Raw genomic sequence first — 17,058 nt, forward strand, 5'->3', positions numbered from 1 at the left:
AAGCAGAATGCCAGAATAAAATTCTTACATTGCGTTATCTCGTCTATTACAAGTTACATAAATGTTAAGCACAATTAATAATATTACTATAAATTTTTATCCATGTCAATCATTTGTTATGAGAGTCCTTTAAAGGAATAAAAGAATAATTAGTAGAAATATAATTAATGAACAGTTAGGAAGTGGAGGTGTAAGTAATGGAAGGTTTTATCTACCAAAACTATGATGGACTCGGCCTGGCAGAATTGATAAAAAAGAAAGAATTACAGCCAACAGAAGTGGTTGCAGAAGCAATCAAAGCAATCGAAATGCATAATCCCAAACTCAATGCAGTCATAAATAAATTATATGAAAAAGCCGAAACCATGACTGAAAACGTCGACTTTAACGGGAGTTTTGCTGGCGTACCTATGCTTTTAAAAGACTTAGCACAGGAAATGGAGGGTGAGAGAATTACCTTTGGGTCCAAAGTCTATCGAGACCACTATGCAAAAGTCGATTCTAACTATGTAAAACAGGTAAGAAAAACAGGAGCTGTTTTCTTAGGACAAACCAACATACCAGAGTTTGGATTAATGGGGGTCACAGAACCTGTAATCTATGGTCCAGCAAAAAATCCTTGGAATACGGAGCATACTCCAGGAGGCTCTAGTGGAGGGTCTGCGGCTGCAGTGGCAAGTGGGATGGTCCCGATTGCAGGAGCAAATGATGGCGGAGGGTCTATTAGAATTCCTGCAGCTTATTGTGGACTTTTTGGCCTGAAACCTACAAGAGGGAGAACTCCTGTTGGTCCTTTATTTGGAAGGAGCTGGCAAGGTGCAGCAGTGGATCTAATCTTATCTAGATCCGTTCGCGACAGCGCAGCCATGCTAGATGCGTTAAGTATTTATGAAAAAGGAGCTGCATTTCACACCCTGCCTTTTGATGGAAACTATCTTTCACAAGTTCAAACGACTTTCGATAAAAAGTTAAAGATTGCATTTACAGTTAAGTCACCGTTAGGAAATGAAATACATCCTGATTGTAAAGAAGCTGTTATGAAAGCAGCGAAATACTTGGAAACGCTAGGACATCATGTCATTGAAAAGGAAGCACCAGTAGATGGAAGGGAAATTGTCTATAGCTTTTTAACGATGTATTTTGGTGAAGTTGCAGCCCATCTGGCTTCCCTAGAGGAAATTCTTGGGCGTAAGGTGAAAATGAATGATGTGGAAACGACCACTTGGATTATAGGGTTAATTGGAAAGGCAACATCAGCGGAGGAGTTTGTATTAAGCTTAAGGGAATGGGATAAAGCTGCACTTGAGATGGAATTTTTCCATGAAACGTATGATTTTTATTTGACGCCAACAACCGCCATGCTCCCAGCTAAAATTGGCGAGCTCGACCCAACCCCTTATGAAAAACTTGCCATGCAGTTTAGCCGAGGATTGGGTTTAGGGAGAGTGTTGAAAAAGGCTGGTATTGTTGAACAAGTAGCTGAAAATAACCTAAAAAGAACCCCTTTTACACAGCTGGCAAACCTTACAGGACAGCCTGCAATGACCATTCCTCTCCATATCTCTCAAGAGGGACTGCCTGTTGGTGTTCAATTTATGTCTGCAAGAGGAAGGGAAGACCTATTGTATACATTAGCTGGGCAGTTAGAAAATTCCGACCTCTGGGTGCCAGTACAAAACAATCCATTTTTTAAAATTGAATAAGAAAGGAGGGGAAATCGTGCTTTTTTTTCCGTAAACTGTTCCTAACAGCCTCACGATACCGTTATCGAGATTCATAGAGCCGAGGGAAGATTTGTCTTCAAGAGGCTGGCTTGAGGCCAAATCTCAAAGAGCCAAAGGAAGATTTGTCTTTAAGGGGCTGGCTTGAGGACAAATCTCAAAGAACCGCGGGAAGATTTGTCTTCAAGAGGCTGGCTTGAGGACAAATCGCAAAGAGCCGAAGGAAGATTTGTCTTTAAGAGTGTGGCTTGAGGACAAATCTCAAAGAGCCGAAGGAAGATTTGTCTTCAAGAGGCTGGCTTGAGGACAAATCTCAAAGAGCCGCGGGAAGATTTGTCTTCAAGAGGCTGGCTTGAGGACAAATCTCAAAGAGCCGCGGGAAGATTTGTCTTCAAGAGGCTGGCTTAAGGACAAATCTCAAAGAGCCGAAGGAAGATTTGTCCTTAAGAGGCTGGCTTGAGGACAAATCTCAAAGAGCCGAAGGAAGATTTGTCTTTAAGGGGCTGACTTGAGGACAAATCTAAAATAGCCGAAGGAAGATTTGTCCTTCACAGCGTTAAATAGATAAAAACGCATCATATTCAGATGCGTTTTTCAATACGTTAAACAACCTGCAATAACAATCCCGATAGATACAGAAAGTAAAAGGAGAAAAAGACCAACTGCACGGTTATCTTCTTCAATGCTCTGGGATACGTTAAAACGACGGGGTGTGAGCCACTCAGTAAGATAAAAGACAATAATCTGTGCTGCGATTCCAACTGCTCCCCAAATGATCATATCTACTAGCGAGATGGAGTTAGCAAGTGCGGAATATAAAACAATGGCAAGTCCAAGAAGTCTTCCTCCAAGCACATAGCTAGCAGCTTTATTTCCTTGTGCCATTAAAGAAAATTCCTTTACCTTTGTGGTAATTTCCATTAAAAAGAGTCCAACGATTAATAATGCTATAGAAACACCTAAATATATCAAGAAATCTAACAATTAAATCCCTCCTTTTTTATTCCCACCGGTAAGAAATATGACTCATTCCCAGTGATTTTACCTCCTGCTCGAATTCCAATGCTGCTTGGTTTTCCTGCTATAAGGAACGAACCGAATACATATGACAGTTCTTCCATTCCTTTTTCCGTTTCAAGCGAAACGACAGGAAGAGGTACATAGGATTGATAAACTGGCAGCTCATTTTTGTAGGTTTGGAAGGGATTTTGGGCTGCTACATTTGTTTGTTGATCCCAAATGGTTATGGTATCACCTTCTCTGCCAAAAGATGGTTTTTGAACATAAGCGGTTCTACCTACAAATGTATCCGCTTCAAGATAAGTTGGCAGCATATATGTTTTTATCCATTCTTGCTCTTCCTGTGTATAAAATCCATCTTTTTCAGCTAATCCCCATATCAGGCATTGAATCGATTTGGGCTGCAAAAGAAAGGCAGAAACAGGGTTAATAATCGAAAGTTTTCCTTCTTTAGCAAGCTGTAGCATTTCTATTCCAACTAGGTCACCTGTACGGGGATCCCTATCTTCAAGTAGATGTTCGAGAGGGTAGGTTTGACGATATAAAACATCGATCGGTACTCCATCCGCATCTAAAAGTGCTTCATCGGTAATTCTTAGCTCTGACATTGGAAGTGTTTGATGTTTAACCTTACATAATTGGCTTAAATAAATCGTTGTATTCCAATCTTCAATATGGTCGCTATGGGCTGTGAACACAACGTTTGGAGAGACAAGACCTTTTACGGATTCAAGGACAGCCTTTGTGATGCCAGAGGATAGCAGGCGTTCTTGGTTTTCATTGGGATTAAGATAGCCGAATTTTGAGCAAACTTTACCGTTAATTTGGAAGCACTCAACAATAAACGTAGGAGTATCAGAATTAAACTCAAGCATTTTTATCCCATCAGTGGTCAAGGCAAAATCGAATCGAGAAATTACGGTTTCAGGAAAAAGGTTTTTCATTCGAAGAAAGGGAAGACTTGCAGCAGGCAAACCAAGTTCAAGCAGCTGTTCATCTTGTAGACTTCGAAGGAGACCGGCCGTTTTAAAAAATACTAATCCCATTCGTTCCGTGGCTTCTTTTATAAGGGTATATGTTTCTTCTGTTATCGAAAATACTTGATAAAGACTGTATTCACCACCATATAAATTCGCCCAAAAGGTTGGAAAGTTTGAATAAAATTGATTTCGGTCTTTTGAGTATGTGGACATGTAATTAACCTCCAAAACCACCCTTAGAGCCACTGCCGAATCCGCTCTTAAAACTAGAGGAGGATTTATAAGATTTATAAGCAGATGAATTTCTCAAAGCTGATCTGTTGCTAAAAAACAATCCACCATAAAAGAAGTGTCCATAGTAACTTGATCTAGTGTCATCACATTGCCAAACACCTTCATCGTCATCCCATTCCCAATCTCTACAGTTTGTGTCATCCGGTTCAGGGGGTAAATCCTGTGCCTGGGAACACCCACTTAAAGTGGTTCCAGCCATAAGAGTAGTAAGAACACCAGTAATTAACCATTGGGTTTTCTTCACCTTCTCACACTCCTTTTTAAAGTATAATTCCATTATAAAAGTAAATTTTAGGAAAACAATGATAAACTAAAAGTAAAAAGGAAAGAGGGATGGAAAATTGCGTTTGGAATATCGACTAGACGATGAGTTTGCACACTATCCTGCCTTATGGAACTACCAGAATATTACTCCCGTTGAAGCTGTTGCGAGGATGACCTGTGAATATTTTGTAAAAGATGGAGAGACCTATGCTGTGACGGCGACAGCGTTAGATCCAGATGGTACATCAGTATTGTATGTAAAAAAAGAAAGCTATTCAAATGATTCCTCAGAAAGAGCATATTCTCATATCGGTTTTGAAGTCAGGGAGCTCAGCGGAATGAGCTATACGCTCGTAGAAAATAGGGAAGTTTGGAGTCATGAGGAGATTCTGACAACACTGCATTCAGATTTTATTTACCTTCAAAGGGATGGTGAATTTTTGGAATTTGAACTTGATTCAAGAGAAATTGATGAAGATCGAAAATGCTATGTTTATTACGGAAAGTTTACTGGTAAAAATAGATAAGGTAAATAGGAAATGATAAATATGTGAATATATCAGCTAACCATCTTAACATGTGGTTAGTTTTTTTATGTACATTTGATAAGGTGGAGGAATTTTGTCGAATATCATCGAATTTACAAAAAAATATCAAAAATTTTATTGATATGATGGTAGAATAGGAGGAGGTAATAGGAATCAAATTTAGATAGGAATACAAAGGGAGTACCAAAATGAAAGAAACGAACCTAAGCCCAAGACTAATTTACGAAGAAAAAAAAGCATTAAAACTATTTTTGTGGTTATTTTACATTTTTTATATTTCATATGAATTGGCCTATTATTATATTTTTCCTTTTAGTAACAGTGGTGTTGTATTTACTATTAAACCTAGAGAAGGATTGGGCATTTGGATTTATTTGATTCTCTTTAGTTTGCTGCCTATATCTATTTATTTAAATAATAAAGGAAATATTTATATTATTAAATATTTGTATATTTATAGCTTTTTATTTTTAGATACAATTCATAATTTAATAATTTATTTAGGAACAAACAAACCATTTGGATCAGGACATATTGTTGAAGTGTTATTTATTCTTTTCTCACCTATTTTTGTGAACAAAAGGTATTTTTGGACAGTGTCTTTAGGGATGATTATAAAATATAGCATATTCTTCCTAGTATTAATGGATACCCGAGTGATTTTTCCAACTATCGTATATATCATTCTATGTGTGATAGCTTTCATCATCTTAATCCGTTTTGATTCATATATTAACTCATTAAACTCTGCCCATCTAGAGCTTCGCCAAAAAGAGAAGTTAGCAGTGATTGGACAAATGGCTGCTGGTATTGGTCATGAGATACGTAATCCACTTTCATCTTTAAAAGGGTTTACTCAGCTTCAAAAAGAGAGATTTCCAAATACAAATGATTTCTATCCAATTATGATTGCAGAAATAGACAGAATTAATACTATTGTTAATGATTTGATGTATCTTGGGAAGCCAAAAGATATTACATTTGTTAAAGCAAATATAGAAGAAATTATTGCTTATACATTGTCAATCACACAGCAGCAAACAGAAAAACAAGCTGTGACCATTACAACGTTCATGTTTGGCCCAATCCCACCATTAGATTGTGACCCACATCAGCTGAAGCAGGTATTTATTAATCTTATTAAAAATGCTATTGAATCAATGCCTGAAGGTGGAGAAATAAAGATAAGCGTAAAGGTTTTAGATGGTAAGAAGATGTATATTTCTATCCAGGATGAAGGGTGCGGAATTGAAGAGGATAGCCTTCCTAATCTGGGTGAACCTTTCTTTACGACCAAAATAGATGGGACAGGTCTTGGATTAATGGTCACAAATCAAATAATTAAAGATCATAAAGGCAAGATTAATATTGAAAGCAGCCCTTCAAAAGGAACAAAGGTTTATGTGACTTTGCCTGTATATCAAAATTGATGGTAAAAAATAATACTATAATTTTACATAATTCATCAATATAATATATTACAAGGGTATTATCTGTGTTATATAATGATGGGGAATGCTGATAGTATAAATATACTATTGTAAAATAATGGATATTCGATAAAGGAAAGTCGACAAGTGTTAAGACGCGGAGGGTTTTATGATACCAAGAGAAGAAAAACATACAGTAAAATGGTTTCTATTAATATCATATATTATTTTGATCGGATATGACTATTTTTACTATTATGTAGCTCCTGCCAATATAGTGGAAAGCGAAAGGGGTTTACCTAGCAGCTATTGGTGGTTAAACTACCTAGTATTAATTATTTTCATTCCAATTGCAATTTATTTAAGTAAAGTTAATAAACAAAATTTGATTAAATATGTATTTATTATTAGTTATTTTTGCGTCTCTTTCCCAGTGGCTATTTTTTCCTACCTAGGGAAAGGGGATGCATACACCAGTGGGAATGTAGTTGAGATATTTTTTATTTTCTCCTTACCTCTTTTCTTAAATAAAAGATATTTTTGGTTAGTAAGTCTAGGAATTTTAATAAAATATATACTTACTGCAATCATCTTAAAGACTACCTTTCTAATATTACCAATAATTCTAGTTGCAATTTTATCTGTTATGTCATTCTTTTTATTAGTCCGTTTTCAAGGATATGTTAAAGCGATTAGTAATTCCTATGATAACCAACTGCAGGGAATTGTTAAAGGCGTAATCGCCACACTAGAGTTGAAAGACCCATATACAAGGGGGCATAGTGAAAGAGTTGCGAGCTATGCTCTTATGTTGGTTAAAGAAATTGGTAACTTGTCAAAAGAGGAACAAAAATCTTTTTATTATGCTTGTTTACTCCATGATATTGGCAAAGTGAATATTCCTGATCAAATTCTTATGAAACCTGGTAAACTCACAAAAGAGGAATTTGAGGTTATTAAATCTCATCCTGTTGTCGGTGCTGAAGCAGTAAAGAATGTTGAGGGAATAAAGGACAGTATTTGTGTCATCAGTTCCCATCATGAACGCTGGGATGGAAAAGGATATCCAGACCAATTGAAAGGTGAACAAATTCCTTTACTTGCTAGAGTATCCGCAATAGCCGATGCTTTTGATGCAATGACATCTTCAAGGTCCTATCGAGAAGCTATGCCGGTAGAAGAAGCTTATCAACGTATTATCGAAGGACAGGGTTCCCAATTTGATCCTATATTAGTAGAAGAATTCAAAAAGGTCTACCCATCATGGGTCAAATTTCATGATAACTATTCCTGGTCAAAAAAGTTTGAATTTTAAGGGAGGTGGGAACATGAAAATCCGCAAGCTTAAAAAGATTAAAACAACTTGTTGGTGGTGCCCTTTTGTAGGAATAAAAGGATAAGAGTGTGGGATGCTAGCGTAAGCTATGCATCCTTCTTTTATATTAAATTTTAGTTAGGAACGGTGTTTAGATGAGTTTGACATTAAATTCGACTCTTTCGATGGTCCCTATTGAAATTCGCAAGGATAATAAACGATATATTATAGAAGATCAGACTTCTGGTGAGTTCTTTGAAATGCCTGAGGTTTGTATTGATGCGATTTCTATGATTTGCAAAGGTGAGCAACTAGGGGATATTGAACGAGTATTAAAGAGAAATTACCCTGATGAAGATGTTGACCTGCTTGATTTTGCTCAACAGCTGATAGAATTAGACTTGATTGATAAAATTGATGGTAATAAGGTTGAAATTCAGCATAAAGCGAAGGCGAAGTTAGGCTTCATATGGATTTCCCCAAGAATTGGTAAATTCTTTTTTAATCATTTTACATATCTATTATATGGTGCAGTATTTATTATAAATATTATCCTTTTCCTTCTCCATCCTTCTTTATTTCCTCGCCATGATGACATATTTGTATTTGACATTATGGTCATTAATTTAATATTTTGGATGGTGTTTACTTTCCTTTTTGTACTAATTCATGAGTTAGGTCATGTTTTGGCAATGAGGGCACACAATCTCCCTACGAAACTGGAGATTGGACATCGTATGTTTTTTGTCGTTCTCTTAACAGATATGTCATCTGTATGGAAACTAACTCCTAAAGACCGAAATGTTCTTTTTCTAGCAGGGCTTTGTTTTGATTCTGTACTTCTCTTTATTTCCCTTATTGTTCAGTTGATGTTTCCAAACGGCCATTGGTTTATCATTGGACTTATGAACTTAGCAGTTTTTGATGCTGTTCTAAGGGTAATTTATCAATGCTGTTTCTATATGAAGACTGATTTATATTTTGTCTTTGAAAATATAACAGGATGCTATAATCTCATGGAAATGGCTAAACAGACAATTAGTAAGAAGTTTTCCTTTTTTAAATCAAAATCATCAGAAGAGGTTGTCTTTTCAGAAGAGATTAAAACGGTGTTCCTTTATTCCATCTTCTATTTTCTTGGCGTTATCATAACCATTGTTTTATATATCATTTATTTTATTCCGGAAATAATATATGCTGGAAAACAGCTTCTGCCAGGATTTGCACAACCGCCAACCAGTCTGCAGTTTTGGGATGCACTCATTTTTTCATTACAGGTCAGCATATTTATTATCTTGCTTTTATATTCTTGGTGGAAAAAGTACCGTCTTAACAAAATGTGACAAAGATTTGTCTAAAATAAAGATTCTAAGGGTTTTTTCCCCCGTAGATGGGGGAGTTCCCCGATATTTATAACACTAACGAATTTCTTACAATTAGAGTAAGAAAAATCGTTAGTGTTATTTTTTTAGGAGGAAATCAAATGCAGACTAACACGTCAACAAATAAAAAGACTGAACGCTCTATCAATGATGCGTTTGCATCAAAATTTGCTAAATCAATGTTTTTAACCGTATCTGCTATCGTTATTCTATCTTTTATTGCAACGAGAATGTTCACTCATGTTGATCTAAATCTCTATGGATATATGGTCGGAACGGTTGTTTTTATCGGAGGATTTTTCTACCGCTTTATTGCATGGGGCGAAAGACCGCCAACAAAAATTTTAATTAAAAAAGGATTAAAGCTTCTGGCAAAAAAAAGTACTCCTAAAACGGCAGTTAATCATTTGGCTATTTATGATTTCATTAAAAACCGTGGATTGTACCGCTGGGTGCAGCATATTTTAATCGGATGGGGCTGTGTCCTTGCTTGTTTAGTCACATTTCCACTCGTGTTTGGCTGGATGTACTTCACAATGGATGACAACGGGCACTATACCATCGTCTTAATGGGAATGAATTTGATGGTGGTCAAAGCAGATGGACTCATTGCTTGGTTCTCTTATAATGCCTTAAATATTTCAGCGACTATGGTCATTGCAGGGGTATGTATGGCGTTATACCGCCGCTTAAAGAATATGCAGGCAAGAGCGGAGCAAAAGTTTATTTACGACTTCCTGCCACTTTATTTATTGTTATTTATATCAATTACAGGGCTTTTATTAACCTTTCAAAACGTATTTTTACACGGTTGGATGCAGCCGCAGATGTCATTGATTCACCAATTCTCCGTTATCTTAACATTAATCTATTTACCTTTTGGTAAGTTGGCTCATATTCCTTTCCGTCCGGTAAGCGTATTTGCGAGGAATTACCGCGAGCATTATGGTGAGCAGGCCATGAAAGAGTGTAAAGTATGTGGAGACCATTTTGTATCAGTTGAACAGTCGAGTGATGTTATTGAGGTATTGGGAGTAAATGCGATCGAATTTAATATGGAAGATGGCTTTAATCTTGCTGAATTGTGCCTGCCATGCCGTAGAAAATATCGGATTTCAAGATTTTCAGGATTCGCAACCCATCAAGTGAAGGTCAAGGAGGCAAATCAGAATGCAAGAGGTTAATTTTAAGAACGAAAGAGATAAGTATTTTAGAGAAATAGATAACTTAAACCATCCAAATGAAACATTAGTCAAGACACACTGCAGTTATTGTGCCATGCAATGTGGGATGAACTTAAGAGTAAATACCAAAACAAACAAAATTATCGGGGTTGAACCGCGTTATGATTGGCCAGTTACTCTTGGTAAGATGTGCCCTAAAGGTGTTACTGCTTACCAGCAGGTAAATCATAAAGATCGTTTATTAAAACCGTTAATTCGTGATGATAAATCATTAAAGGGTACGAATAAAGGCTTTCGTGAAGCTAGCTGGGATGAGGCATATGAACTCATTGTGAAAAAGTTTACTGAGCTTCAAGAAACATATGGAAAAGATTCACTTTCCGTGTATAGCGGCGTTTCAATGACGAATGAAAAATGTTATTTAACAGGTAAATTTGCTCGTGTAGGTCTGCAAACACGCTACATTGATTATAATGGACGATTCTGTATGGCGAGTGCAGCCGGTGGATTAAATCGTTCTCTGGGGATTGATAGAGGTTCAACTGTTCCTTGGACAGATGTACATGAAACAGATTGTATCTTTCTTGCAGGAAGCAATACAGCAGAATGTCATCCAACATCCATGTTTCGTATCTGGGCAGTTCAAGAAAGAGGCGGCTATGTGATTGTTGTAGACCCAAGGGAAACACCAGTTGCAAGAAGAGCAGATGTCCATTTAGATTTAAGACCTGGTACAGATCTTGCACTTGCAAATGGAATACTAAATTTACTTATCCAAAATGGCTATGCTGATGAGGAATTTGTTAAAAATCACACAAATGGATTTGAAGAAACAAAGCAGCTTGTAAAAGAATTCACACCAGAGTACACAAGTGCAATAACAGGTGTGGCACCAGAGAAAATTATCCGTGCGGCTGAACTATATGGAAAGGCACCAAATGCTATTGTTATGTTCGCAAGAGGTATTGAGCAGCAAATTAAAGGGGTAGATAACGTTTCTGCCTATACGAATATGGCACTTGTAACTGGGAAAATTGGTCGTCCAAAAGCAGGTGTTGCGACGATTACAGGACAAGGAAACGGTCAAGGCGGCCGTGAGCACGGACAAAAGGCAGATGCTCTTCCAGGCTATCGAAAAATAGCTTATCCGGAGCACGTGGAATATATATCTAAGGTTTGGGGCATCGAGCCTGAAGAAATGCCAAAAGAGGGTGTTTCTGCATTTGAAATGTTTGGATTAATGGAACAAAAGACGATTCGTGCCTTATACCTTTTATGTTCCAATCCTGCTGTTTCTGCACCAGATTTAAATTATGTGCGTGAACAGATGAAAAACTTGGACTTTATGGTATGCGTTGACTTTTACCTTTCAGAGTCTGCTGAATTTGCAGATGTAGTGCTCCCTACTACAACATGGGCGGAAGATGAAGGGACAACAACGAATGTAGAAGGCCGAATTATCAAGATAAATCGAGCACAAATGCCGCTAGGAGAATCTAAGCCAGACTGGCAGATTCAAGTGGAAATCGCAGAGCGCATGGGCCGTGGTAAATACTTTTCACACTTGAGAACCTCTAAAGATGTATTTAATGAACTTCGTGTAGCTTCAAAAGGTGGAATAGCTGATTATTATGGAGTAACTTGGGAAAAAATCGACAAGCAAGATGGGGTATTCTGGCCATGTAAAGACGAAAGTGATCCGGGCACACCTCATTTGTTCCTAGATAAAAAATTCTATCATCCAGATGGAAAAGCAAAAATCTTTGCATTACCATACAGACCATCAGCAGAAGAACCGGATCAAGAGTATCCACTTCGTTTAACAACCGGTCGAGTAGTGTATCACTATCTATCAGGTAATCAAACTAGAAGAATACAATTCTTGCGTGATATGAGTCCAGAGCCTTTTGTAGAAGTACATCCAGAAACAGCACAAAAATATGGTATTAACCACGAAGAAACAGTCCGCCTTTTCACAAGAAGGGGAGAGGCTTTTTATCAAGTAAAAATAACCGAGGCCATTCGTAAGGATACCGTGTTTGTTCCTTATCACTGGGGCCATGAAAAATCTATCAATCTTTTAACAATTGGCGCACTTGATCCTATTTCAAAAATGCCGGAATTTAAAGCATGTGCAGCACAGATTGAAAAACTAGAACTAAAGAAGGTGCAGTAAATGAAAAAGAGGCTATATCTAGAACTTGAAAATTGTATAGGTTGCCGTTCTTGTTTAGCTGCTTGTACGCAGTGTGGTGGCCATGAGGAGCGTAATCGTAACTATGTATACGATGTTAACCCGCTTGTTAACAGACAAACCATGCCTTTAATGTGCCTTCACTGTGTGAATCCAGCATGTGCTAGAAGCTGCCCGGCGCAAGCCATCCAAATCCATGAAACAGGAGCCGTTCTTTCGGCTCTTGTTGAGAAGTGCATTGGCTGCCAAAACTGTACGATTGCCTGTCCATATGGAATTCCAAAGTTCGATACCGAGCAAAATCTCATGTATAAGTGCGACCTTTGTATTGACCGTACAAAGGACGGAATTCCTCCAATGTGTGCAAGTGTATGTCCGTCAAATACCTTGCAGTGGCTAACAGATGAAGAAATTGAGGCGAAGCAAAAGCAATTTAATTTAGATAATGGTAAATGGGTTACAAGTATGCCCTACTTAGAAGGCGAAACAAATGTTAGAGTGAATCTCCCTGGAATCCTTCAGGGTGTCACAAAACTGTTTTAGGAGGGATTAACGAATGACAGCTAAAAATAATAAAATCCCGTACAATGAAGATAACTATACACATAACATAAACCGAAATAATGAACGCAAATTAGACCGTCGCGGATTTATGAAAACATTAGTTGGGGCAGCAGGAGTATTCGCAGTATCCTCACTTCCATGGGGAGTATTGGCTGCGAAAGAGCTCAACGGTCTGGGAGATAAAAAATATCCAAAACAGAAAATTACCGATGTAAAGTCTTTACCTATTGGCGATGCAGTAGATTTCCATTTTCCAGGAGAGCATGATAGCGCGATTTTAATCAGGTTATCCGAAGAGAAATATGTCGCCTATCAAAATGCATGCACCCATCTTCGCTGCCCTGTATTTTGGAAGAAAGATGAGGGAGAAATGCTTTGCCCTTGTCATCATGGGAAATTTGATGTTGAAACCGGCGCACCGACTGCAGGACCACCAAGACGTCCATTGCCAGAAATTTATGTGAAAGTTGAAAACGGCACAGTTTATGCCGTGGGGGTGAAACGATATGAAGCGTAGTTACCTTCCCGTTGCCCTCCTTCTTGCTGTGTTAATGCTGAATATTATTGTTACACAATATATGGTCCATCAATATTTTTATCAAAATTATGTAAATACCATTGTGGCTGGCATCATGAATCTCGTATTATTTCCACTTGCGTTTCTCATCTATAAAAAAGGTGTGAATGTTCATGACTAGTGAAACTTATCTGGATTTTTGTTTTATGCGAGGAAAATCAGGCGGATTTTCCATTGAAATTGAAGAAATATTAAAAGAGACATTTGGGAAGAAACGTTTAAATTGGTACCTAGAGGAAAAGACGATTGATGGTGCTGAAATGGTCATCGCTGAGGTAAAAGGGATGAGTAATTGGGGCTCAGAAGAAGAAACAATCCTGTTCCTTGAGGACCATGCAGACCCAAAGTTTTGGGAGTATCTGCAAGGGTACAAGATGTTCATCTATCCAGCAAAGAAGGGATGTAACAGCTGTGGAACCCATTAACATAGATGAATTGCAGAGATTCGTTGGAGCAACAGTGGAAATAGCGATAGAAGATAAAGAGGGTGGGGACCAAGCCCCTGTGGTTAAAAAAACAATAAAAAAAATACAATTCTGCCCTGATCATACGCATGTGCGCTTTTACTTTGATGCCATATATTTTTTAGCTGTGCCGCTTAGCAGTAATGTTATCGAAACAGATGCTATGTTTTCAGCAGCTGATCCAGAAAGAGGCTTAACCTATAAATTTAAAAATAATTAAAAAAGGGAAGGGGGGGAAGTATGGAGCAATCTTCCTCAAAGCACCAAATACGTTCTTATATTATTCAATCCCAAGAAGAGGAAATAAAACGGATTTCTTTGGAGCTGCATGAAGGTGTCGGCCAAAATCTTTACAGTATTTATACGGGATTGCAATTTGTTGAATCGGGCCTAAATCAGCCACATTTGAAAAACTATTTACATGAAATGACCCAGTTGATTGAAAAGACGATACAAGAGATACGATTGCTTTCAGTGGAGCTGCACCCCCCTGCTCTTACAACACTTGGATTACTGCCAGCGATTAAAAGTTATATAAAACTATATACCTCAACATTTGGGGTCCTCGTTGATTTAGAAGCTAGCGGAGAGGAAAAACCTATCCCAGAGCAAAGTAGTGTTGCTGTTTTTCGCGTTTGCCAGGAGGCCCTTACAAATATAGCTAAACATGCGGATACATCGAATGTAAAATTGAGCTTAATATGGAAAGAAAATGAATTGAAAATTTCAATCGTTGATTTCGGTGGAGGATTTGAATTAGATGAATTGGAGATGAACCCTGTTAGTCTAGGGGTAGCAGCCATGATGGAAAGAATGCTTCTTACTGGCGGGCATTGTGTGATTTCCTCTAAAATAGGAGAAGGTACGTCTGTTGAAATATCTCTTCCTTTATAGGGAGGGAAGGAGAGTTAAAGTTGATTAAAATCCTATTAGTCGATGACCATGCCGTTGTAAGAATGGGTCTTACGATGCTGTTAAATTCTAATCCCGAAATGCAGGTAGTTGGAGAAGCTTCAGAAGGAAATGAAGGTATAAAAAAAGCCATGAAGCTTAAACCTGATGTAGTGGTAATGGATTTAAGTATGCCACATGGTAAAGATGGATTATCTGCGACTTCTGAATTGAAAAAGCTAATGCCTGATGTCAATATCCTAATTTTAACTATGCACGATGATGAGGAATACCTTTTCAGAGCCATTCAAGCTGGGGCTTCAGGCTGTATTCTAAAAAGTGCTCCACATGATGAGCTAATGTCAGCGATTGAATCTGTCTCTTTAGGAAATGCGTATTTGCATCCAGCCGCTACGAAACGGTTAATGGAACAATATCTAGGAAGCATTAAGCATGACAGCCATGATACCTATCATCTTTTATCCGATCGTGAAAGAGAAGTTCTTACACTTGTTGCGAAAGGATATGCAAATAAGGAAATAGCTGAGCAGTTAACCATTAGTGTAAAGACGGTAGAAACCCATAAAGGGAACCTAATGGAAAAGCTGCAAATGAAGACAAGACCAGAATTGGTGGAATATGCTGTGAAAAAGGGGTTACTGGGCTATGGAATATAAGGAGAAAACCAGCGTATGACAGAAATAAGAGAATTACCTCGGGTTATGGAGGTTTGTGATGGATTGTTAAAGGAAGTAGGCTGCGAATTCGCGGCACTTGCTTTTCAGAATGAAGTAGGTCCCGATGTTCAATGGCATTATGCTTCAGGAAACTTAAATGAAAAATATAAAAGAATAACCGTCCGTTTTGGAAAAGGAATCGCTGGAAAAATCATTTCAAGTGGCAGTCCAATGATGGTGAGTGATTTTCCGAATGATATCTATGGAAAAGTAACTGACCATCCGATTATGCTTGCTGAAAAACTTATTTCCTGTTATGCGGTGCCTTTATTTTTTAATAGCTCTCCAAAAGGTGTTTTACTTGTTGGAAAAAGAAGTACATACACTTTTACTGAAATAGAGCAGCAAAAGGTGAAGGAATCTGCTGAAACACTAGAGGAGCAAATAAGAATTCATATCTCAGGTGAAGGAGTTTAGTATGGAAATGGATAGGGAGCAGCCGTTAAACGAACTCACCAGCCTTGAAGTGGAATTAAAAAAGTCGATTCAAGAATTGATGGATATTAAGTTTGCCCTCGATGAATCTTCCATCGTTGCGATTACCGATTCACGTGGGACAATTACATATATAAATGATCAATTTAGTCAAATTTCGAAGTATTCAAAAGAAGAACTTTTGGGGCAGGATCATCGAATATTGAATTCCGGGTATCATCCTGACAGCTTTTTTAAAGAAATGTGGAGAACTATAGGTTTTGGGGAGGTCTGGAAGGGTGAAATTCGGAACCGTGCAAAGGATGGGACCTATTATTGGGTGGATACCACCATTGTTCCATTTTTAAATGATAAAGGGAAACCCTATCAGTATTTAGCGATACGTTATGAAGTTACCGAACGAAAAAAGGTCGAACAGGAACTTCAAAAAATGATGACAACGATTATTGATGTTCAGGAGGAAGAACGTAAGCGATTTTCCCGTAATTTACATGATGGTATTGGTCAAAATTTATACAGTCATCTTATTACCATCAATCGTTTACTTTCAGAAATGGACCATCCCCTGTTACATCAAATGCAAAAAGAAGCCACTCAATTGATTGAAGAAATCCGTAATCTATCGTGGGAGCTGCGTCCATCTGTATTGGATGACCTTGGACTTGTTCCAGCCATCCGTTCCTTCCTTTTCCGTTATTCAGAGAACTATCATATTGATGTTTATTTTGAATGTATGTTAAATCAGCGTCTTGATATTAGTATCGAGTTAACCATTTATCGAATCATTCAGGAAGCATTAACAAATATTCGAAAGTATGCAGACGTATCGGATGCGATTGTTACCGTTAGAGAAGGCGATCAGACAGTAAGAGTGATGGTTGAAGATAAGGGGAAAGGCTTTGAAACAGGAACTGGGTCACGTGGTGTTGGTCTATTTAGTATGGACGAAAGAGCACGGACAGTTGGCGGGGAACTTACGATTAACTCCTCACCTGGTAAGGGAACAAGGGTAATACTAGAGGTCCCAACAATAGTGAAGGTAGAAAAATAGAACCAGG

Annotated in this window: 19 protein-coding genes; 16 read left to right on the forward strand and 3 right to left on the reverse strand. The window is 37.9% G+C overall.

The window, feature by feature from the left end; translation table 11 throughout:
- Positions 1–197: 197 nt before the first annotated feature.
- A complete protein-coding gene (locus tag J2Y03_RS10445) occupies positions 198–1,703 on the forward strand; it encodes an amidase family protein (RefSeq protein ID WP_310193639.1) in 1,506 nt (501 codons plus the stop codon).
- Positions 1,704–2,315: 612 nt separating this feature from the next.
- Here J2Y03_RS10445 and J2Y03_RS10450 read toward each other — a convergent pair.
- The 3 genes from J2Y03_RS10450 to J2Y03_RS10460 are packed head-to-tail and all read right to left on the reverse strand — an operon-like array spanning position 2,316 to position 4,214.
- A complete protein-coding gene (locus J2Y03_RS10450; RefSeq protein ID WP_310193642.1) occupies positions 2,316–2,705 on the reverse strand; it encodes a DUF350 domain-containing protein in 390 nt (129 codons plus the stop codon).
- The gene (locus tag J2Y03_RS10455; protein WP_310193644.1) at positions 2,699–3,934 is read right to left on the reverse strand and encodes a glutathionylspermidine synthase family protein; all 1,236 of its coding nucleotides are present in this window, start codon (positions 3,932–3,934) and stop codon (positions 2,699–2,701) included. The genes J2Y03_RS10450 and J2Y03_RS10455 overlap by 7 nt, the downstream gene beginning before the upstream one ends.
- A 4-nt stretch (positions 3,935–3,938) precedes the next feature.
- Positions 3,939–4,214 carry a hypothetical protein gene (locus tag J2Y03_RS10460; RefSeq protein ID WP_396954196.1) on the reverse strand — a complete coding sequence of 92 codons (276 nt, stop codon included), beginning with the start codon at positions 4,212–4,214 and terminating at the stop codon, positions 3,939–3,941.
- A gap of 142 nt (positions 4,215–4,356) precedes the next feature.
- Between J2Y03_RS10460 and J2Y03_RS10465 the strand changes: the two genes are divergently transcribed.
- From J2Y03_RS10465 to J2Y03_RS10535, 15 genes are all read left to right on the forward strand, one after another.
- Positions 4,357–4,806 (forward strand): hypothetical protein, encoded by a 450-nt coding sequence (locus J2Y03_RS10465; protein ID WP_310193648.1) that lies wholly within the window; start codon positions 4,357–4,359, stop codon positions 4,804–4,806.
- Between the two features lie 209 nt (positions 4,807–5,015).
- A complete protein-coding gene (locus tag J2Y03_RS10470; RefSeq protein WP_310193651.1) occupies positions 5,016–6,257 on the forward strand; it encodes an ATP-binding protein in 1,242 nt (413 codons plus the stop codon).
- A 169-nt stretch (positions 6,258–6,426) separates the two neighbouring features.
- A complete protein-coding gene (locus tag J2Y03_RS10475) occupies positions 6,427–7,572 on the forward strand; it encodes an HD-GYP domain-containing protein (protein WP_132093987.1) in 1,146 nt (381 codons plus the stop codon).
- A gap of 155 nt (positions 7,573–7,727) precedes the next feature.
- The gene (locus J2Y03_RS10480) at positions 7,728–8,915 is read left to right on the forward strand and encodes a hypothetical protein (protein ID WP_310193652.1); all 1,188 of its coding nucleotides are present in this window, start codon (positions 7,728–7,730) and stop codon (positions 8,913–8,915) included.
- A 140-nt stretch (positions 8,916–9,055) separates the two neighbouring features.
- Complete coding sequence (locus tag J2Y03_RS10485) at positions 9,056–10,138, forward strand: hypothetical protein (RefSeq protein WP_310193654.1); 1,083 nt, start codon at positions 9,056–9,058, stop codon at positions 10,136–10,138.
- Positions 10,125–12,314, forward strand: a complete 2,190-nt coding sequence (locus tag J2Y03_RS10490; protein WP_310193656.1) for a molybdopterin oxidoreductase family protein — start codon at positions 10,125–10,127, stop codon at positions 12,312–12,314. The genes J2Y03_RS10485 and J2Y03_RS10490 overlap by 14 nt, the downstream gene beginning before the upstream one ends.
- Entirely contained in the window at positions 12,315–12,875 is a 561-nt protein-coding gene (locus tag J2Y03_RS10495; protein ID WP_063253156.1) for a 4Fe-4S dicluster domain-containing protein, read from the forward strand. It abuts the gene before it with no gap.
- A 13-nt stretch (positions 12,876–12,888) separates the two neighbouring features.
- Positions 12,889–13,413: a QcrA and Rieske domain-containing protein gene (locus J2Y03_RS10500; RefSeq protein WP_132093999.1), complete on the forward strand. Its 525-nt coding sequence runs from the start codon at positions 12,889–12,891 to the stop codon at positions 13,411–13,413.
- Complete coding sequence (locus tag J2Y03_RS10505; protein WP_132094002.1) at positions 13,403–13,594, forward strand: hypothetical protein; 192 nt, start codon at positions 13,403–13,405, stop codon at positions 13,592–13,594. The genes J2Y03_RS10500 and J2Y03_RS10505 overlap by 11 nt, the downstream gene beginning before the upstream one ends.
- On the forward strand, positions 13,587–13,898 hold the full coding sequence (locus J2Y03_RS10510) for a hypothetical protein (RefSeq protein WP_132094005.1): 312 nt from the start codon (positions 13,587–13,589) through the stop codon (positions 13,896–13,898). The genes J2Y03_RS10505 and J2Y03_RS10510 overlap by 8 nt, the downstream gene beginning before the upstream one ends.
- Entirely contained in the window at positions 13,885–14,157 is a 273-nt protein-coding gene (locus J2Y03_RS10515; RefSeq protein WP_310193660.1) for a hypothetical protein, read from the forward strand. The genes J2Y03_RS10510 and J2Y03_RS10515 overlap by 14 nt, the downstream gene beginning before the upstream one ends.
- Positions 14,158–14,177: 20 nt before the next feature.
- Positions 14,178–14,831 (forward strand): sensor histidine kinase, encoded by a 654-nt coding sequence (locus tag J2Y03_RS10520; protein ID WP_310193662.1) that lies wholly within the window; start codon positions 14,178–14,180, stop codon positions 14,829–14,831.
- A 20-nt stretch (positions 14,832–14,851) separates the two neighbouring features.
- Positions 14,852–15,505, forward strand: a complete 654-nt coding sequence (locus J2Y03_RS10525) for a response regulator (RefSeq protein WP_132094015.1) — start codon at positions 14,852–14,854, stop codon at positions 15,503–15,505.
- A gap of 15 nt (positions 15,506–15,520) precedes the next feature.
- Positions 15,521–15,982, forward strand: coding sequence for a GAF domain-containing protein (locus J2Y03_RS10530; protein WP_310193666.1), 462 nt, complete (start codon positions 15,521–15,523; stop codon positions 15,980–15,982).
- 1 nt (position 15,983) lies between these two features.
- A complete protein-coding gene (locus J2Y03_RS10535) occupies positions 15,984–17,051 on the forward strand; it encodes a PAS domain-containing sensor histidine kinase (RefSeq protein ID WP_310193668.1) in 1,068 nt (355 codons plus the stop codon).
- The last annotated feature ends 7 nt before the right edge of the window (positions 17,052–17,058 follow it).

It is taken from the genome of Neobacillus niacini, from assembly GCF_031457145.1.
Taxonomy (GTDB): Bacteria; Bacillota; Bacilli; order Bacillales; family Cytobacillaceae; genus Neobacillus; species Neobacillus niacini_J.